This window comes from Glaciecola punicea ACAM 611, assembly GCF_000252165.1.
Lineage (GTDB): Bacteria > Pseudomonadota > Gammaproteobacteria > Enterobacterales > Alteromonadaceae > Glaciecola > Glaciecola punicea.
In genome coordinates this window covers 106,336-125,169 of the sequence record NZ_BAET01000006.1, presented here as the reverse complement: position 1 = coordinate 125,169, position 18,834 = coordinate 106,336, and the positions used below count along the sequence as shown (strand labels likewise).

Annotated in this window: 16 protein-coding genes; 15 read left to right on the top strand and 1 reads right to left on the bottom strand. The window is 45.2% G+C overall.

What is annotated here, in order from left to right:
• The first annotated feature begins 1 nt into the window (after position 1).
• The 15 genes from phoR to GPUN_RS02105 all read left to right on the top strand — a co-directional run bounded on the left by phoR (position 2) and on the right by GPUN_RS02105 (position 18,446).
• Entirely contained in the window at positions 2–1,315 is a 1,314-nt protein-coding gene (gene phoR / locus GPUN_RS02175; protein ID WP_006002984.1) for a phosphate regulon sensor histidine kinase PhoR, read from the top strand.
• 2 nt (positions 1,316–1,317) lie between these two features.
• The gene (locus tag GPUN_RS02170; RefSeq protein ID WP_006002982.1) at positions 1,318–2,391 is read left to right on the top strand and encodes a PstS family phosphate ABC transporter substrate-binding protein; all 1,074 of its coding nucleotides are present in this window, start codon (positions 1,318–1,320) and stop codon (positions 2,389–2,391) included.
• A 311-nt stretch (positions 2,392–2,702) separates the two neighbouring features.
• Positions 2,703–3,374, top strand: a complete 672-nt coding sequence (locus tag GPUN_RS14115) for a hypothetical protein (RefSeq protein WP_006002980.1) — start codon at positions 2,703–2,705, stop codon at positions 3,372–3,374.
• A gap of 139 nt (positions 3,375–3,513) precedes the next feature.
• On the top strand, positions 3,514–4,794 hold the full coding sequence (locus tag GPUN_RS02160) for a DUF3422 family protein (RefSeq protein WP_006002979.1): 1,281 nt from the start codon (positions 3,514–3,516) through the stop codon (positions 4,792–4,794).
• Between the two features lie 308 nt (positions 4,795–5,102).
• On the top strand, positions 5,103–7,886 hold the full coding sequence (locus tag GPUN_RS02155) for a beta-helix domain-containing protein (RefSeq protein WP_006002976.1): 2,784 nt from the start codon (positions 5,103–5,105) through the stop codon (positions 7,884–7,886).
• Positions 7,887–8,075: 189 nt separating this feature from the next.
• The gene (locus tag GPUN_RS02150; RefSeq protein ID WP_006002974.1) at positions 8,076–10,721 is read left to right on the top strand and encodes a TonB-dependent receptor domain-containing protein; all 2,646 of its coding nucleotides are present in this window, start codon (positions 8,076–8,078) and stop codon (positions 10,719–10,721) included.
• A gap of 97 nt (positions 10,722–10,818) precedes the next feature.
• The gene (locus GPUN_RS02145; protein ID WP_006002972.1) at positions 10,819–11,862 is read left to right on the top strand and encodes an alpha/beta hydrolase fold domain-containing protein; all 1,044 of its coding nucleotides are present in this window, start codon (positions 10,819–10,821) and stop codon (positions 11,860–11,862) included.
• A 324-nt stretch (positions 11,863–12,186) separates the two neighbouring features.
• Positions 12,187–12,531: a PBPRA1643 family SWIM/SEC-C metal-binding motif protein gene (locus tag GPUN_RS02140; protein ID WP_006002970.1), complete on the top strand. Its 345-nt coding sequence runs from the start codon at positions 12,187–12,189 to the stop codon at positions 12,529–12,531.
• Positions 12,521–12,919, top strand: coding sequence for a DUF2784 domain-containing protein (locus GPUN_RS02135; RefSeq protein ID WP_006002968.1), 399 nt, complete (start codon positions 12,521–12,523; stop codon positions 12,917–12,919). Before GPUN_RS02140 ends, GPUN_RS02135 begins: the two co-directional genes overlap by 11 nt.
• A gap of 164 nt (positions 12,920–13,083) precedes the next feature.
• A complete protein-coding gene (locus GPUN_RS02130; protein WP_006002966.1) occupies positions 13,084–13,863 on the top strand; it encodes a DUF3450 domain-containing protein in 780 nt (259 codons plus the stop codon).
• A 22-nt stretch (positions 13,864–13,885) separates the two neighbouring features.
• The gene (locus tag GPUN_RS02125; protein ID WP_006002964.1) at positions 13,886–15,310 is read left to right on the top strand and encodes a MotA/TolQ/ExbB proton channel family protein; all 1,425 of its coding nucleotides are present in this window, start codon (positions 13,886–13,888) and stop codon (positions 15,308–15,310) included.
• A gap of 15 nt (positions 15,311–15,325) precedes the next feature.
• Positions 15,326–15,853, top strand: a complete 528-nt coding sequence (locus GPUN_RS02120) for a MotA/TolQ/ExbB proton channel family protein (RefSeq protein ID WP_006002963.1) — start codon at positions 15,326–15,328, stop codon at positions 15,851–15,853.
• A gap of 89 nt (positions 15,854–15,942) precedes the next feature.
• Complete coding sequence (locus tag GPUN_RS02115; protein ID WP_006002961.1) at positions 15,943–16,347, top strand: ExbD/TolR family protein; 405 nt, start codon at positions 15,943–15,945, stop codon at positions 16,345–16,347.
• 3 nt (positions 16,348–16,350) lie between these two features.
• Positions 16,351–16,956, top strand: coding sequence for an energy transducer TonB (locus GPUN_RS02110; RefSeq protein ID WP_006002960.1), 606 nt, complete (start codon positions 16,351–16,353; stop codon positions 16,954–16,956).
• Positions 16,957–16,967: 11 nt separating this feature from the next.
• A complete protein-coding gene (locus GPUN_RS02105; RefSeq protein WP_006002958.1) occupies positions 16,968–18,446 on the top strand; it encodes a tetratricopeptide repeat protein in 1,479 nt (492 codons plus the stop codon).
• Positions 18,447–18,503: 57 nt separating this feature from the next.
• Here the strand turns inward: GPUN_RS02105 and GPUN_RS02100 are convergent, their stop codons facing one another.
• Positions 18,504–18,740, bottom strand: coding sequence for an RNA recognition motif domain-containing protein (locus tag GPUN_RS02100; protein WP_006002956.1), 237 nt, complete (start codon positions 18,738–18,740; stop codon positions 18,504–18,506).
• Positions 18,741–18,834 lie beyond the last annotated feature (94 nt).

Sequence of the window (18,834 nt, the reverse complement as noted above, 5' to 3'; positions counted from 1 at the left end):
AATGTACTATCCTCAGTTTTGGTCGCGTACGCTGCTGCGATTCACGCTGTACCTAAGCGCTATTTTGCTAGTGGGATTTTTGTTTGACCACGTAATGCTCATGCTCATTTCAGCGCTGGTTGTAGTGCTTATCATAAATTATCTGCACTTATATAAACTCACCAAATGGCTATGGCATAGCAAAACAATGTCGCCGCCAAATGCCTCTGGTATATGGCATCATATCTATGAAGGCATATACTATCTGCAGCGCCGTAATAGGGCTAAACGTAAGAGTTTAGGCGATCTGGTAAAGCGTTTTCGTGAAGGTTCCGAAGCCTTGCCTGATGCCTTAGTGGTAATTGATAAAGACGCGCGTATTATGTGGTGTAATCGTAACGCCCGCATTGAGCTAGGCTTACACTGGCCTGAAGATAAAGGCCGTCGAGTAGACAATCTTATACGCCATCCCAGCTTTGTCGATTTTTTGCATAAAGGCGACTATCAATACCCCATTGAAGTCCCTGCTCCCACTAACCCAAACAAAATGTTCGAATACAGAATGATGGAGTACGGACAAGACCAGTTACTGCTGATTGCACGCGACGTCTCAAGGGTGTCTCATTTAGAAGAAATGCGCAAAGACTTTGTGGCGAATGTGTCGCATGAGCTAAAAACCCCGTTAACCGTTATAAATGGCTATTTGGAGGTGCTAGAATCTACGACTACCGACTCCCCCCCCATTGTGGGAAAGGCGCTGTCAGAAATGGGTTCGCAAACAAAACGTATGCAGGTGCTCATTGAAGACCTGCTTATTTTATCGCGTATTGAGTCCTCAAGTGACCGTATTTTTGAGAACGTGGTTGATATGCAGGCCATGTTAAGGCAGGTAGAAATAGAAGCAAACGCCCTTAATAAAATCAAAAAACATAGCATAAAATTCACGATAGACAATGATTTACGCGTATATGGAGTTGAACCAGAGCTGCGCAGCGCATGTTCCAACTTACTTTTTAATGCTATTCACTACACCCCTAGGGGGGGCAGTATTGAAGTAAAATTCAAACGTAAAGCCGGCGGCGCTTATTTTGCCGTCATCGACAACGGCGATGGCATAGAAGACAAGCACCTACGCAGGTTGACCGAGCGCTTTTACCGAGTAGATAAAGGCCGTTCTCGCACAACAGGCGGATCGGGCTTAGGGCTGTCAATTGTGAAACACGTACTTAACCACCACAATGCTCGCTTGGAAATAAGCAGCACGGTGGGAAAAGGCAGTAAGTTTTCGTTTTTATTGCCTAATGAGCTCATCGGCGATGATTGGGAAGACTTGTAGCCATGAATCGAAGCGCGCGGCGAAACCACAAGCTGAGTGGAAAATATAATGACCTTTTTTTCGTTGGTTTAATTTTATGCGCGTTTTTGGTAAATAGTCCAACGCTGGCAAACGAAGTTATTCCTACAGATAGTCTGTTAGAGCTGCAAGTGAGGCCGATAGTCGATACGAATGATTATCGATCTACTCCTGGCGTTTACGGCACTCTAAGTTCGGTGGGCTCCGATACACTAGCCGGTCTCATGGCTATATGGGCGCAGCGATTTCAAGAACTGTACCCACATATTAATTTCCAAATTCAGGCCACAGGCTCCGCCACGGCTAGCCAAGCACTTACTCAAGGTACCGCTGATATTGGCCCCATGTCGCGGGTTTTAAGCACGCAAGAAGTGGCTGCTTTTATTAATAAACATGGTTATGCGCCTACCACCCTTATTGTGGCGATAGATGCTATTGCGCTTTACACAGAAAAAAATAATCCCTTAGAGCGCTTAAGTTTGGCCCAAGTAGACGCGATGTTTTCAGCTACCCGCTTATGCGGCGCAAAACACGCAATAGTCGATTGGAGAGACTTAGGCATTAACAAATACGGCGCTAGCCGAAAAATTCAGCTATACGGGCGAAATTCAGCCTCGGGCACCTATGATTTATTTAAGCAAAAAGCCTTGTGCAACGGTGACTTCTTACAAACTGTAAACGAAATGCCTAGCTCATCTTCGGTAGTGCAATCCATAGCGTCTAGCGTTGGAGGGCTTGGTTATGCTGCGCTTGGTTATAAAAACGACAATGTAAAAATGCTCTCTATTGCAAATGAAAGCGGGCAATACTTTAGGCCAACCCCGCATAATCTACGTGCAGGTGATTATCCATTTACGCGCTATCTTTATATAATTGTAAATAAGCCACCTAATCAGGCTCTTACTACGCTCCCACGCACATTTTTGCGTTTTATAATGTCACAAGAAGGCCAGGCTTTAGTGGAAGAAAATGGATATTTCGCTGTTTCTGAACGGGTTATTTTGCGTCAGCTAGCGCAACTTGAGCCCAATTCGGTCGCTGTAGAGGTAGCACAGTAGCAATTTACTCACACTTTCAAGCCCTCAGTGCTTCGAAGGAATAGCCATTGTGAATTGGCCAGATAAAATAATGTTTGTGGCCAATTTAGAAAAATGCAATCAAGCCATCATTGATTGCTTGGGTGAAAAATATTAGAGAATTTTTTCTTAAAATGGGTGCGCAATATCAGCTCTATATTATATTGCAACATACACCGCGTTAATGATTACTTAGCGATGGTGATCCAGACAAATAAGTATCTAAACTATTAAATAGAACCTATAGTTAATCTAGTCCCAATTTCACTCTTAAAAAGATATGGAGAGCACCAATGACCAACTCTGCAACTGTTAAACCCTTACTCGATTCTCCTGCATTACTGCAATGTGAACAATTAGCACAACATGCCAACCTAAATGGAAAACGCGCAAGGGCATTATTATCTCTTAACAATGGAGAAAGTAAGATCATAGCCTCTGAAAAATCATCTTTGAACAAAGTCCAGGTTGGCTATCTAATTACGCGTTTTAAAAAATTAGGTATGACCATGTTTGAATCAGGTAATACTAAAAAAGCAGTCGCTGAAAAAACATCTGTAAAAAATACACTTACAAAAACAAGTGAGGCTAAGAAAACCATTTCGGTAACATCTAAATCGCCGAAGAGCGAAGCCGATATTACGCCAGTGGCTAATATAGAAGAAGCATCCATAGATGACGCTAGTGCAGACAATGAGTCTGCTGATGATGTAAAAAAAGCGAAAGAGAAAAAGAGCAAAAAAATCAAAAGAAAAAAAATAAATCTAAGCAAGACAAAAAAAATAAAAAAGAAAAAAAGAAAAAGAAGGAAAAGAAAAACAAGAAAGACAAAAAATCTAAAAAGAACGCTAAGAAGAAAAAGTCTAAGAAAACAAAAAATAGTTAGTTTTTTAAGGCTCTTTCGAAATTGTGCGCAGTTATATTGTTTGAGTTGGCTCGGTAATGCATTTGCGTATTACCGATAATCACTCAATATTAGCGTGAATTGTTTCCCCACCTTTTTGCGTGTAAGCTCATTTTTTATAAGATGCAGGCTTGTAACCATCCATTTTCATATCTGCTGCGTAAGCATATAGTGCCGTAAATCTTGCTGGAACCGATATTATGCCGTCAATTACCGACCACCCTCTGCGTTTTAGCTTAGCAAATGAGCTGCATGCACGGCCGTTTCCGTCCCTGTCGGCGCCTTGCGTGGCTGTGTTTCTTGCGGTTAAACAGCCAATGCGTGCTATAGCGCGGGATCGCGGCGTAGACCGAGCGCATCTGCTCAACCTGCTTGACCGCTTTGGTGCAGTGCACCCGTCACCTAATAGCAATCATTATTTCGGCAAAATTGGCCGTCACACCTTAAAATGGGAAAGTCACTCTGAGTTTGTGACCTACACTGTGTTCATTGAGCATCTATCAGAACGGGCGTTCGATCCGGCCGATTTCGAGGTTTTCCCTGCCGATTGGTTGTCTTTGGCACCTGGCGTTCGGATCACATCTGCTTTGATTCGGATTGAGACACGCAACTCTCAAGAGACTTTGAGCAGGGCAATTTCCGACTGGTTTGTTGGTGAGAGCGTAGCGGTTGCACGTGTTTTGGGCGATACCGCGACTATAGCAGGCGACTTTCGTATCGATGCGGCTGGACACTCTCGCTTTGCTGTGAGCGCTGATAAGGATATCGGTAAGCGAAGTCTAGGCCGCATTGTGCAGCGCCTGTGCGAAATTGAAACCTATAAGACTATGTCGATGCTAGGTTTTTCGAGGGTCGGCGAGATGTCGGGGCGTATGGGGCAAGTTGACGTTGAGCTAACCCGTCTGATTGAGGAAATGAGTGGTAACACCCTGCCGGCGCAGGATACTTTAATTGGGCTTTTGAAGGTCTCGGCTGAGCTCGAGGCAATGGTTTCACAGGCCTCATTCCGCTTTTCTGCCACCCATGCCTATGAAGAGATTGTGGTCCAGCGTATTGAAGTGCTGCGCGAGGAGCGATTTGAGGGACGTCAGATATTTGAGGAGTTTATGTCACGTCGTTATACCCCTGCGATGCGCACCGTAAGCAGCGCCGAGGTCAGGCTGCGGGCCATGGCAGACCGCGCGATGCGAGCAGGCGATCTGCTGCGCACGCGCGTAGACGTAGAACGCTCTACCCAGAATCAATCGCTTCTTGAAAGTATGGACCGGCGCGCGGATGCCCAATTACGCCTGCAGCGGACGGTAGAAGGCCTGTCGGTGGTTGCAATCAGCTATTACGCAGTGTCGCTGGCAGCCTATCTGCTTTATCCGGCTGCAGAGATGGCGCAGATATCACGAGGAGTAGTGACGGCAGGGGTAACTCTGCCGATTGTTGGTATTGTCTGGTGGGCAATGCGGCAAGTGCGCAAACGCCTCGATTGAAGAAAGCTGCGGCGGCCGACAATCTTGGCCGGTGAATATTTCCTGTTGCAAATAAGCCTTATAATGAGACCGATAGGATCCCTTGGTAACCCCATTGCTACAAATAAGCTCGACTCGCTGGGTTTTTTAAGGCCTGACTTTTATATCCAAACCCTTTATTACTCCCGCCAGAAAACACTTGCATGATTCAAATCCCTGTCTAGTATGAAAGTTTTGTGACAATGTTTGCTTGTAACAAATCTGTCATTTGCCTGCGCTACTCTCTCATTAATTCGAATACTTCTTACCCTTATGAGTTGGAGAGCAACATGAAACGCAACGGAATTTTTAGCATCTCACTAGTGGCTGCGGCCATTTCACTTAGCGCTTGTGGTGGCGACATTAATATTTCAGAAGGCGATGTTATTGATAACAGCGTTATAAATAACGATAATCAGCCCCCAGTAGCGCCGCCGGTGGACAATAACAGGGTAGGTTCGGCTAATTCGTTTTTAACGGGTCAAGTGTCTGCCGCGTTAGGTCAACAAATTGAAGTACGTGCAATTAGCGGCCGTTTAACGAACGCCGACGCCATAAACGGTAAAGTTACACTCACCAACGACACCGTATGGGCGCTTGAAGGTCCTGTTTTTATCGGCAACGATAAAGCTGACAGCACCACCTTAGAAATTGAAGAAGGCACTATCATACTAGGCAGAACCGGCGGCGATTATTTAGTGATAAGCCGCGATTCTAAAATAGAAGTAAATGGCACAGTGGCTCGTCCTGTTATAATGACCTCGCTGAACGACGTACTAGGCGATGAAGTAAGGGCAGGGCAATGGGGTGGCATGGTTATTTTAGGCAACGCCCCTTCTACTAAATGCCCCACCGATGGCTCTACGTGCTCATTACAGGTGGAAGGTGTAGCTTCAGGCGCGGTGTTTGGTGGCACCAACGACGCCGACAGTTCGGGTAATTTAAATTACTTAGTATTGAAATACGCAGGTTTTGAAATAGCCCCCGACAACGAACTAAACGGCATTACTTTTGGCGGCGTAGGCTCAGGCACCGAAATAGATTTCTTACAAGTGCACGCCAATGCAGATGATGGCATTGAATTTTTTGGCGGTAGCGTAAACGCAAAGCACGTGGTATTAACCGGTATACAAGATGACTCGGTAGACTGGGACAACGGCTATAAAGGCAAATTACAATACGTATACATCGAACATGCTGCCGACAATTCTGATGCAAACCGCGGTATAGAAGGCGATGGCGATGGTGGAGACGGTCCCAACTTCTCGCTGCCTACCTTGGCTAACATCACCATTATTACCAACAATTTTGACGGCGAAGACGACTCTGAAGGCGTATTGTTGCGCGATCAAAGCGGCGCCAAAATTTACAACATGCTAATTGCGGGCTCCAGCGGGACAGGCGAATGTTTAGAAATGGATTCAGACGATACCGTTCAGGGCAATCTTGGCAATGGTAACATTACTATTTCTCACTCATATATTTCGTGTGTTGAACCGTTTAACACGGTTGAAGGCGGTGTGGAACTTGGCAACTGGTTCTCCACCTTACAGGCCAATAACAAGGTAGTGGCGTTTGAGAACCGCGGCCAGCTAGGCTTGAATCAAGACGGTACCTTAACTGCGCAAAGCGAACTGCTAAGCGCAGGTACCAACCCGGCTAACATTGACGCATTTTTTACTGCCAATAACTTTGTAGGAGCCATAGGTGAGAACGATTGGCGCAGCGGCTGGGCATTTGGTTTTGGTGGCGGTGCAGTAACAGTTGTGCAAACTCCACTGGGCTGTCCACAAGGCACAAGCAGCATAGCGGCGGTTGACGGCAACACTAACACCTGTGAAATTACAGGTCGTATTACCAGTGATCTGCGCCTTGTAGAAGGCAATCACTATGCGCTTTCTGGCGCGGTATTTGTGGGCGGCGATAACAGCGACAGCGCAACGCTAACGATTGATCCTGGCGTAGTAGTATACGGCGCATCTGGCAATGACTACTTAGTTGTTAGTCGAGGCTCTGCAATTGAGGCTAACGGCACTGCCGCTAAACCTATCACTTTCACATCAAGTCAGCATGTAGCAAATGGTGTGGTTGCTGGCTTAGCCAATGGTGCAGCCGGTCAGTGGGGGGGCATGATAGTACTTGGCAATGCTTACTCAACGAAATGCCCAGAAACAGGCGACTGCTCGCTGCAGGTTGAAGGCGCGCAAGAGGGCGCTGTATTTGGTGGTTCTAACAACACCGAAAGCTCAGGTACACTGCGTTATGTGCGCGTTATGCACGGCGGATTCGAAATAGCGCCTGACAACGAACTTAACGGTATTACCTTTGGTGGTGTTGGATCAGGCACGGTGGTTGAGTATTTACAAGTGCATAAAAATGCTGATGATGGCATTGAGTTCTTCGGCGGTGCAGTAAATGCTCGCTACGTTGTATTAACCGGTATTCAAGACGATTCGGTCGATTGGGATAATGGTTATCAGGGTAAACTACAGTTTGTGTTAGTCAAACATGCGAGTGATAATTCCGACGCTAATCGTGGCATAGAAGGCGACGGAGATGGCGGCACTGGCTCACCGTTTTCAAACCCCACTATTGCCAATATGACTATAATTGGTAACACCTTTGACGGTGAAGACGACTCAGAAGGTGTGTTGTTGCGCGACCAGACTAACGCACAGTTATACAACGTTGTGGTAACGGGTCCTGCCGGCATGGGTGAATGTTTAGAGCTAGACTTAACAAACGATGCTGACACGACATTGCTTGGCAACGTTAACGGCAGTGCAAGTCCTCAAATGGTTTTTCAAAGTTCGGTGTTAGCCTGCGATGAGGCGGTGAAAAATAGTAGCAACAGTGCCTTTGACACCACAGCATGGTTCACTGCACAAGCCGGCAGCAGCATCGTTTCGGGCGGCATCGCGGCAGTACTTAACGGCATATACACCATTGATACCACCAGCCCAACTGATGTAAGCGCTGTTAATAGCTTCTTTATTAACACAGACTTTATTGGCGCAGTGAAAAGCGCTGATAATAACTGGACTGCTGATTGGACCGTGGGTTTAGAAGACTAATTCTGCGCCTTTGGGGATTAATTGAAGCAATTAAGTACGCTGAGCAACGATATTACGCCAGCGTACTTTTGTATCAGACGGGTTTGCATACCGGATTACTAGCGTGAATTTGCACATTATAAAAACGCAGTTAGCTTTTGTAAAATAGTAAAGAACGTCCACATAAATCAGTAGTGAATGAGGTAACACATGTTGTTAGGTGCAAAACAGTATCCGCTGTCTACAATCACGTTAATGGTGCTAGCATCCCTTACCGTCACAAATATTAGTAGCGCTCAAAGTACAAATGAAGAAGCTATTGAAGAAGTTGTGACGAAAGGTACGCGGCTTAAAGGTACCGCGACGGCGGTGATTGAAGAACGCAAAAATCAAGCCTTCGTGGTAGACATATTAGGCGCAGATCAAATATCACGCACTGGGGATAGCGATGCCGCGTCGGCACTTCGCCGGGTAACGGGTTTAACCTTAGTAGACGGAAAGTTTATCTACGTGCGCGGATTAGGCGAACGATATTCAAGTACCTCGTTAAATAGTGCGGCGGTGCCAAGCCCCGATCCAACAAGAAACGTTATCCCGCTAGATTTATTTCCCGCTGACATTATAGAAAGTTTGTCGGTGCAAAAATCATACTCACCCTCTATGTCGGCGTCGTTTGGCGGCGGTAACGTTGATATACGCTTAAAGTCTATTCCTACCCAAGAAGTATTCAACATTAGTTTAGGCACGGGCTATAACGCAGACAATGGCAGTAATGGTCTTACTTATAAAGGCGGAGATTCTGACTGGCGCGGCAAAGACGACGGCAGCCGTGCTGCACCCGCATTAATCTTGCAACGCTGGGAAAATAAGCAGTTTTTAGATAACCTCGACCCTGACTTCGCGCGGGATATATTTATATCAGTAAAGCGCAGCTACGACCCATTAGCAGAGTCTATCGGCCCCGACGGTAGCTTCAATCTTACCTATGGCAACAGCTACGATATTACTGACAAGTGGCGGATAGGTTTTTTGTTAGCTAATGCTTATAGTAATAAAACAAGAGTAACGCAACAGTATGAACTACAGCAGGCCGATCGCATTGGCGATGAGATAGAGTTAGTGCGCTTTTTTGACGATATATCAGCCACTGAAACTACCGTTCAATATTCAAATCTATTCACCTTTGGTGTTGATTATAATCGCAACCATCAGCTTGACTATAGCTTAATTGTATTGAGTGACACCCGAGACGAAATACGAGAACAATTTGGTAACACTGAGAATTTAAGTGTAGGGGAAAATCTGCGTATTCGTGATGTGGTGGTTGAATATGAAGAACGCAGAATGTTTACGAATCAGCTTAAAGGTAAACATACCTTTCCCGAATATGACTTTATTGGCTTTGACTGGCGCTATTCATTGGGTCGTTCACTGCGTAATGCGCCTGGTAACTTTGAATCACGCTTTATTATTGAAGATGCAAATCTAGACAGTATTTTTGACATCAACAGCGAAATAAGTTTAACTAATGCGCCTACTGCCGCGCGCTATTCGTTTCAAAATTTGAACGATAGGCTGGAAAACTTCGGCTACAATTTTAGCTACCCAATGAGCATTGAAAATTGGGAAATGGAGTTTAAGTTTGGCGCTGACTTTGTGACTAAGTCACGAACGGCGCAAAACCGACGCTTTGATATTAATACACGCGCTTTTGCTAACGCTGAGATATTACAAGGCAATACCTTTTCCAGTATTTTTAGTGATGAGGTTTTGTTAAATGCACAGCAAACCGGCAGTGCCGTTATTCGCGATACAACCATCGCAGGCGATGATTACGTTGCTGGTCAAAAAGTGGATGCCTATTATGTTGAAGGTGATTTCTTCTATAAAAACCAGTGGCGCCTTAGCGGCGGCGTTCGCTTTGAGGACTTCAGGCAAGTAGTCGCGCCATTTGACCCCAGAACTGGCAAATTTGACTTAACTGAAAACGGTTTAGAAGAGCTTGCTTTTTCCGAGAGCGACTTTTACCCTGCGCTAGCGCTGACCTACATGCTTGGTGATGCGATGCAGTTTAGAGGTAGTATTGGTCAAACTGTGGTGCGTCCCGACCTACGCGAAGTGAGTTCAGCCACTTATATTGACCCGTTAACAGGCTTTCCTATTGCCGGTACACCGGGCGTAAAAACAACCTCTATCATCAACCTAGATTTGCGCTGGGAATGGTATCGCGAGGCTGGTAATAATATCTCGGTGGGTCTTTTCTATAAAGATATGGACAATCCGATTGAATCTGTGCAGTCACCGGCCCAAGATGGTCCGCCGCTTATACGCATAGCTAACGCTGAATCGGGCTTTGTATACGGCCTTGAAATGGAGTTTTTGCAAGGTCTAGACATTATGGGCGACGGTGTGTGGGACAACTTATTTGCATCGGGGAATATTACCTTAAGCGACTCACAAATAGTGCTAGATAGGCAAAGCATTGTTGAACTAACAGGCGTGTCGGCGGCTATAACCAACACCAAAAGGCGTTTAACAGGGCACTCTCAATTTGTGGCTAACCTGCAGTTAGGTTTTGATTCTGACAACGGCGAGCATTCTGCTTCATTCGTTTATAACGTGTTTGGTGAGCGGATCCTTATTCCTGGCATAGATGGTTTTGCAGATAGTTTTGAGCAGCCGTTTCATTCATTTGATACGGTATACAAGTACTATCCTAACTTCAATACGACCATTACGGTTAAACTTCAAAATCTGCTTGATCAAGAAAAAAGGCTAGAATTTGAAGACGTATTATTACGTTCTGAAACCCGGGGCCGTGAATTAAGTTTATCGTTTAAGTATAATTTTAAATAGCGCGATTTTCTTAATTCAGAAATTTTTTATCCAAGCTTTTGGTGGGTAGTCTAAGCTATTTACGATAATATACCCACACGTAAAACAGGAGTAAAAAATGAGTAAGATCAACGACGATATAAGAATAGACCCTCGTATTAAAGCTATTTTTGGCAAAGTAGCAATGGGCGGTAGCGGTAACGTTGAAAACCGCGAGGCTGCCCTAGAAGCGGCCAATACCGACAGAGCCATCGCTACCAGAACTGCTATAAGCGGCTTTTTGAACAGGTGTGATAATGAACAAATAGCGCCTTCAAAGGGTCTTGCTATTAGCACCAAAATCTTCTCGTCAAAGCCTAATGGCAACGCGGTTAAGGTCTTGTTCATACGTCCTGATAATGACCAAATAGTGCCCTGTGTTTATTATATTCACGGCGGCGGCATGGCCACTATGTCTTGCTTCGATGGCAATTATAGAGCATGGGGCAGAATAATGGCGGCGCAAGGAATAGCGGTAGCCATGGTCGATTTTAGAAATGCTTTAGTGGCTTCATCAGCCCCAGAGGTAGCGCCATATCCAGCGGGTTTAGATGATTGTGTTGCCGGTGTAAAATGGCTGAGTGAAGAAAGTGAATCACTGTTGATCAATCCAAAGCGCATTGTGGTGGCTGGCGATAGTGGCGGCGGCAATTTGGCGATTGCGACCGCGCTGCGGTTAAAACAAGAATCTAAGCTTGGTATTATTGCCGGAATATATGCACTTTGTCCTTATATTGCCGGGCAGTGGCCGCTGAAGCAAAATCCATCTTCAACTGAGAATAACGGTATTTTGCTCGATCTGCATAACAATCAAGGCGCTATTATTTACGGCATTGACGAGTTCACTAATCGTAATCCTTTGGCATGGCCTGGCTTTGCTGATATAAAAGACGTAGAAGGCTTAGTGCCCACGATGATAAGCGTAAATGAGTGTGATCCACTGCGCGATGAAGGCATTAATTTTTACCGACTGCTTTTAAAAGCAGGCGTTAATGCAAAATGCCGCCAAGTCATGGGCACTATTCATGCTACTGAGGTGTTCCCGATCGTGTGTGTTGATATTAGCCAAGATACAGCTTCAAGCATTGCTCATTTTTGTGCGTCAATCCCGACAAGAGCTTAATGTTTAGATTATCGTATATATATTTCATAAATACGCCATTAAATCATCGTTATTTCTAAAGTTTTGCTGCTAAGGCGTCGAAATAAAACATAAGAAATAACACGCAAAAGTCATTGTTCTGGTCTTTGTTGAGCTGACAACGCGCTATATGCCGAAAAAGGCTCTGGTAGGAATCAGGCGATGTTAGAAAGTTAGGGCGCATTGCTAACACTTCCCCCTACAATTGTGAAAACGGTAGGCTGCTTGTGCGCTTCGCGGTACAATTAGTAAAATTTATTGCTGCGACCTAAATGGTCACCGTTTTTACCACAGTTGGACCCACACATGTCAGACAAGTTCTTTTTCAAAGGCCGCCAAGATGCGCGTCAAAATACCCTCAGGTTTGGCTATAAAGCAAAAGTTAGCCGTATTTCAGGGAGCAAAAAATACCCGCTTATGCTAGTTGTGATCAATGAAGCTCGCAAGCAAGAAGTCCAAAGCCTAGTGGATGAGGCAGGGTTGCATGCTCATATTAGCGTGGACAGCAACGAAGGTGCGGTAGAGTCTATTTATGAGCTTAAACTAGTGCTAAATAAGCAGCGCGCGGTTACGGTAGAAAAAGTGACCGCACGCAACGAACCCTGCCGCTGTAGCAGCGGTAAAAAATATAAAAAGTGCTGTGGACAGTAATTTCTTTTATCTATTAGCGGCAGATGCCTTACTCGTAATCCACGTGTTGTTTATTATGTTTGTTGTATTTGGCTTGCTGCTAATTTTTGTAGGAAAAGTACGCCACTGGCAATGGATAAGGTCTGCTAGGTTTCGTATTGCACATCTTATAGGCATTGGCATTGTGGTTGTGCAGTCTTGGCTAGGGATAATTTGCCCGCTCACTACATGGGAAATGGCCCTGCGAGAACAGGCGGGTGAAGCGGTTTATGCAGGCACCTTTATTTCTCACTGGCTATCAACTTTTTTGTATTACCACGCCCCACCATGGGTTTTTGTATTTGTGTACAGTGCATTTGCCTTACTTGTTGTATTAAGCTGGTTTTGGGCCCGTCCTAAGTCTTTCTAAACTCCCATTTAGCCTTTTTTTCAAGCGTCACTCCCGTGCGTCAATTATGACAGATTTGTGAAGGTATCATCTTTGCGCAAAAGTGTAATAAAACTGTCACAGAAAATACCTATCCTCATCGCGTTCACTTATTTACCTTAAAATTCAACTTTTCAGGAACGCATATGAAGGTTTTACGACCACTATTGACTGCAACGGTATTAAGCACGCTGGCAGTGACTGCAGTAACGCCAAATGCAAATGCGCAAGAAGCGCTTTACTTAGACCAAGCGAATAAAGCCGCAATACAAATAAATGCGGCTGCTCAGCGTTCACAAAATAATATAAACGCCATTACTGAGCAAATTGACAGCAAACTCGCACAGTACAAAACCTTGATGAAAGAGATTGATGGCTTGGCCGTTTATAACGGTCAACTCAACAAGCAAATAGTGAGTCAAATGCAAGAAATGGACGACATAAACGCATCAATTGATGAGGTAAGTGTTATTGAGCGCCAAATAACCCCGCTTATGATGAACATGATAAGTGGTCTAAGTCAGTTTGTTGAGCTTGATGTGCCTTTTTTAGCGCAAGAGCGAAGCGATAGAATCGCCGATTTGAACGCTATGATGGACAGAGCAAGCGTGGCGCCATCAGAGAAATTTAGGCGTGTAATGGAAGCCTACCAAGTTGAGATGGACTATGGGCGCACTATTGAAGCTTATAGCGGATTTCAAAATATAAACGGCAGCGAAACTAATGTCGACTTTTTACGCATCGGTCGCACCGCACTTCTATATCAAACCCGCGATGGCAGCGCTCAGGGTGTATACAATAAGCAAACTCGGCAGTTCGACGCGCTAGATTCTAGCTACCGCACACAAATTACGAAAGGTCTACGTATGGCCAGAAAAGAACTTGCACCCGATTTGATCATGGTGCCGGTGGCTGTTACCGACTAATTTAGGGCGAAAGAGAAGCATTATGAAATTAATCCACACTTTGCTACAACCATTAGCCAACTTGGCTTGTATAGTCTCATTAAGCGCTATATTAGCGTTAGGCGTGCACGCGCAGGACAATGAAAAAGCCTTAGATTTAGATGCCTTACTAAAGCAGCTAGAAGAAGGCAATTTTTCACAAACCCAGCAAAATCAGGTCCGTGAAAATGAGTTTGCCGCCAAGCGCGCCGACCAAGATCGTATTTTACGTGAAACTTTAGCCAAGCGCGACGCGCTGTTGGACGAGTCTGAAAAATTAGAAACCAACTTCGAAGAAAACGAGTTTAAACTTGGTGATTTAAACGGTGCTCTCGACACTCGTTTAGGCTCGCTCAAAGAACTTTTCGGCGTATTGCAACAGGTGGCTGGCGATACCAAAAATAAGTTTGCAAACTCTATTATTAGTGCGCAAATTCCTGGCCGCGACAACTTCTTAGACCAAATGGCGCAGTCTATGGGATCCTCTTCAAAGCTGGCGTCTATTGATGAAATTGAAAGAGTTTGGTTTGAAATACAGCGTGAAATGACCCAAGCCGGCAAAGTCACGAAATTTAATACCGTGGTGATTGAAGCAAACGGTGACAAAGTGAATAAAGAAGTCACGAGAGTAGGACCTTTCGCTTTAATCGCTGACGGTAAATACTTAGAGTTTGACAATAACACAAGCACTGTTGCAGAGCTTATTCGCCAGCCAGCCGGGCGCTTTTTAAGCACGGTGTCTGCTGTGGAAGCATCAAGTGGCGATTTGGTGCGCTTTGGTTTGGATCCCACAGGAGGCTCTATTTTAGGCTTGTTAGTGCAGGCGCCCAGCATAAAAGAGCGCGTAGAACAGGGCGGTTTAGTTGGCTACATCATATTAATAGTGGGTGCGATTGCTTTATTACTGTGCTTTGAACGTTTAATTAGCTTAACCATTGTGCGCACCAAGGTTAACAAGCAGCTTAAATCAACTACCTTTACAGACAACAACCCGCTTGGGCGCGTTATGCAAGTGCGCGATAAATACCCGCACGCTGACGTTGAATCACTTGAACTGCATTTAACCGAAGCTATATTAGGTGAAGTCCCGCGTTTAGGCCGCTTTTTAACTATTATTAAAATTATATCGGTAGTGGCGCCGCTTATGGGTTTACTCGGAACGGTCACCGGCATGATTGTGACGTTCCAAGCTATTACGCTATTTGGAACTGGCGACCCTAAACTGATGGCCGGTGGTATATCAACCGCGTTAGTGACCACCGTATTAGGGCTTGTGGTGGCGATCCCCACTACCTTGTTTTACGCCATGCTTAATACGCGCAGTAAAAACATCGTGTATATCTTGCAAGAGCAAGCGTCTGGGGTTATCGCTCAGCGCGCTGAACAGGTCAGCGCAAGAGCAAGCACAACTTCTCGTAAGTTAGCGTAACTGAGGTGTCAGTGCATGATTGAAATATTTGAATCAATCAGGGATTTTACGGAAACCGGCGGTCAAGTACTACTCGTGATCGGCCTGCTTATTTTCGTGATGTGGTTGCTTATTTTAGAGCGAGTTATGTATATACAAATAACGCATAAGCAGCTTAAAAAAAGCGTGGTTGCCCAGTGGATGTCGCGTAAAGAACGCACTTCTTGGAATGCAGAGCAAATTCGCCAAGCGTATATTTCGCGTCTTAGCATGAAGTTAAACGGCAGTATTCCCATCATTCAGGCGCTGGTGGCTTTGTGTCCTTTGCTTGGCTTAATGGGCACCGTTACCGGCATGATTGAAGTGTTTGACGTAATGGCGATCACCGGCGGTGGTGACGCTCGCTCTATGGCATCGGGTGTGTCAAAAGCGACTATTCCCACCATGGCCGGCATGGTAGGCGCACTGTCTGGCGTATTTGCCTCTGCTTGGTTAATGCGAACATCAAAGGCCGAGCGCACTCACTTAGAAGAAGCTTTGCCCTTGGTTAGAAATATTGGTTAATGCATGCTTAAGCAAGCGTCACCGCGATTTTAAGATTATTTTTGCAATAACGCTAAATGGCACACAGTCAGCAAAATAAAGGAAATACTATGAAGCAACATTTTCAAAATTTGATGGACGAAGAAGAAGCAAACATCGATATGACGCCTATGCTAGACGTTGTATTTATTATGCTTATTTTCTTCATCGTAACTGCTTCTTTTGTAAAAGAGTCAGGTATTGATGTAAATCGTCCTGAAGCGTCTACCGCGGTGAAAAAGGATAAAGCCAGTATATTGGTGGCTATAAGCGAAAATAATGAAATCTGGATAAACAAACGCCGTATAGATGTTCGCGCGGTGCAGGCTAATATTGAACGCCTTCACGCCGAAAACCCACAGGGGTCAGTGGTAATACAGGCGGATAAAAAGTCGACCACCGAAACGCTGATGAAAGTACTAGACGCCACAAGGGCCGCTGGCATTGACGATGCCGCCGTGGCGACGCAAGACTAGCTTATGTTTCGATATGTAATTGCCTTTGCTGCTGCAGCACTTATCACGTTAGGCCTGTTTTTTTTAATGCAGTCGCTAATTCAATCCAGCGGCAGTGCGTTAACTGAGCCTGCCCAAGGTAAAGTGCTCGATTTTGTGCGGATACAGCCCGAGCAACAGACGCAGCAAAAAGATCGCAAGCCCAGAAAACCGCCCAAGCCTCAAGAGCCGCCTCCGCCAATGGAGGCTATGCAAATGGATGCAGCCGCACCAGACGGTGGGCAAAGCGGCCTAAATTTTGCCGCCGACCTAAGCAGTGATATTTCGCTCGACGGCGGACTCTCATTAGACTCGGGAGACGGTGAGTATGTGCCTATTACCAAAGTACAGGCAATTTATCCCCGCAGGGCTATGCAGCGCGGCATTCAAGGCTATGTAATTGTTGAATTTACAGTGAATAAAACAGGCGCGGTGCAAAACCCCGTGGTGGTAGAAGCAAATCCGCAGGGTATTTTTGAGCAAGCTGCGTTAGATGCAGTAATAAAGTTTAAATACAAACCACGTATGGTTAATGGTGAGCCAACTGCCGTTGCTGGGGTTCAAAACCGTATCACCTTTGAGATTGAGTAAGGCGACATTAGATGACGATGAGATTTTATCAATCACTTAGCGTGAATGTACCAAAAAAGACGCGAGAATTCTGCTTACGCTGCATCAGCGCAGTAGAATTAACAGCAAAAACTATTATGCTGCGATGTCAATCCTTCAAAGCGCGCTTTAACGCCCTAGCATTCAGTGTGTGCACAGTTAGTGTCTTAGGCTTTACGGTTATCACTGGCGTGTTTATGGTTGTGCCTGTTGTTTATGCATCTGGCCAAATCAGCGGTTCTTCATCAACTGGCGCAATGGGGCAAACGGACGCATCCGCTAGCGAGCGAGAAACGCGCACAGTCCCCGCTCTAAGATCTACCGTGTATGAGCAGCTTGCGCGCGCTCAAAAAATAGCCGATGAAGGTGACATATCCGGCGCCTTAGCGGTACTTGACGCTGTAAAAGAAAAATCATTTAGCATGAACAGCATAGAGCGTGCAACCATGCACAATTTTTATGGTTTTATCTATTATTCACAAGACGATATTCAACGCACTATAGCCTCTTTCAAAGAAGCGGTGGCGCAATCGCCCATTCCCATTAGTTTTGAGCAAACCGCGCTATACAGTTTAGCGCAACTCAGTATGGCGCAGAGCCAATTTAGTGATGTTATTACTTACCTAAAAAGGTGGGAGTCACTTAACCATGGCCTTATCCCCCCCCAAAACTACATTTTGAAAGCACAGGCTTTATACCAAAACAAGGCCTATGAAGAAGCCGCATATTATATTGAAAGCGCCATTAAAGGGCACGAAGACGAAGGTTTTCTGCCGGATGAAAACTGGCTAGTGCTGCAGCGCGCTATTTACTTTGAAATGCAGGCGCCTGAAAAAGTAAAAGATATCATAATCAAATTAATTCGTTTATATGAACAACCCAAGTATTGGATTCAGCTTGCCGGTATGTACGGCGAATTAGAACAAGAAGAGAAGCAGTTCGCTACGATGGAAATTGCCTATCACAGAGGCTTCATTAACTCGGCTTCAGACACCTTTAATTTGGCGCAGCTTTACTACTATCATGGTGTGCCTTATAAAGGGGCTAAGCTGATGGACCACGCTATAAAAACAGGCTTACTAGATGAAAACTTGCGTAACTTGACGTTTTTAGCTCAGGCTTGGCAGTCGGCGCAAGAAGATGAAAAGGCAGTGCCGGTTATGATAGAAGCGGCGGCCTTGTCGACCGACGGCAAACTCGACGCCCAGTTAGCGCTGCTGTATTACAATTTAGACAATTTTGAAAAAGCGATAGACACAGCAAATAATGCGCTTACAAAAGGCAGCTTAGACAGACCTGGCGATACTCATATGGTGCTCGGCCTATCGTTATATGCCACACAAGATTTTGTAAATGCTTTAAATGAACTTGCCAAGGCCGAGGAGTTTAACAGCAGCCGGGCAGCAGCGCGCCAGTGGCGTAAATTTGTTGAGAAAGAAAAAGTAGCGTTCGCCCTGCTAAGCGAACTGTGAGCAGAGCCTAAAATGTACAAAATCTTAGGCAAAAAAAGTTGTTAGTAGCCAAAGTGCTTAGTCAGCCGCCTTCACTCTAATTTTATTATTCGCTATATTAGCATGATGCAAAGTGGCAATCGCCGCATGTGCTTGCTCTTCATTAGGCATTTCGATAAACGCAAACCCTTTTGACTCCCCTGTTTTTTGATCAAGCACTAAGGTGCACTCGGTCACCTCACCTTGGGCCGTAAATAATACCGATATTTCTTCTTGCGTAGTAGTACGCGCTAAATTGCGAACGAGGATTTTCATGCTGTGCCTATTATAGTTATGTTATAACTGTAATATTACAGCAAAAAGCAAACAGCAGGAAATAAACATCGGCTACCTTAGTATTATTTACAAA

Bases quoted from the DNA above. Each gene is read 5' to 3' on its own strand.
- GPUN_RS02155 (WP_006002976.1), top strand. From the start codon at position 5,103: ATGAAACGCAACGGAATTTTTAGCATCTCACTAGTGGCTGCGGCCATT.
- GPUN_RS02100 (WP_006002956.1), bottom strand. From the start codon at position 18,740: ATGAAAATCCTCGTTCGCAATTTAGCGCGTACTACTACGCAAGAAGAA.
- GPUN_RS02150 (WP_006002974.1), top strand. From the start codon at position 8,076: ATGTTGTTAGGTGCAAAACAGTATCCGCTGTCTACAATCACGTTAATG.
- GPUN_RS02110 (WP_006002960.1), top strand. From the start codon at position 16,351: ATGTTTCGATATGTAATTGCCTTTGCTGCTGCAGCACTTATCACGTTA.
- GPUN_RS02120 (WP_006002963.1), top strand. From the start codon at position 15,326: ATGATTGAAATATTTGAATCAATCAGGGATTTTACGGAAACCGGCGGT.
- GPUN_RS02105 (WP_006002958.1), top strand. From the start codon at position 16,968: ATGACGATGAGATTTTATCAATCACTTAGCGTGAATGTACCAAAAAAG.
- GPUN_RS02145 (WP_006002972.1), top strand. From the start codon at position 10,819: ATGAGTAAGATCAACGACGATATAAGAATAGACCCTCGTATTAAAGCT.
- phoR (WP_006002984.1), top strand. From the start codon at position 2: ATGTACTATCCTCAGTTTTGGTCGCGTACGCTGCTGCGATTCACGCTG.
- GPUN_RS02115 (WP_006002961.1), top strand. From the start codon at position 15,943: ATGAAGCAACATTTTCAAAATTTGATGGACGAAGAAGAAGCAAACATC.
- GPUN_RS02125 (WP_006002964.1), top strand. From the start codon at position 13,886: ATGAAATTAATCCACACTTTGCTACAACCATTAGCCAACTTGGCTTGT.
- GPUN_RS02160 (WP_006002979.1), top strand. From the start codon at position 3,514: ATGCCGTCAATTACCGACCACCCTCTGCGTTTTAGCTTAGCAAATGAG.
- GPUN_RS02170 (WP_006002982.1), top strand. From the start codon at position 1,318: ATGAATCGAAGCGCGCGGCGAAACCACAAGCTGAGTGGAAAATATAAT.
- GPUN_RS02130 (WP_006002966.1), top strand. From the start codon at position 13,084: ATGAAGGTTTTACGACCACTATTGACTGCAACGGTATTAAGCACGCTG.
- GPUN_RS14115 (WP_006002980.1), top strand. From the start codon at position 2,703: ATGACCAACTCTGCAACTGTTAAACCCTTACTCGATTCTCCTGCATTA.
- GPUN_RS02140 (WP_006002970.1), top strand. From the start codon at position 12,187: ATGTCAGACAAGTTCTTTTTCAAAGGCCGCCAAGATGCGCGTCAAAAT.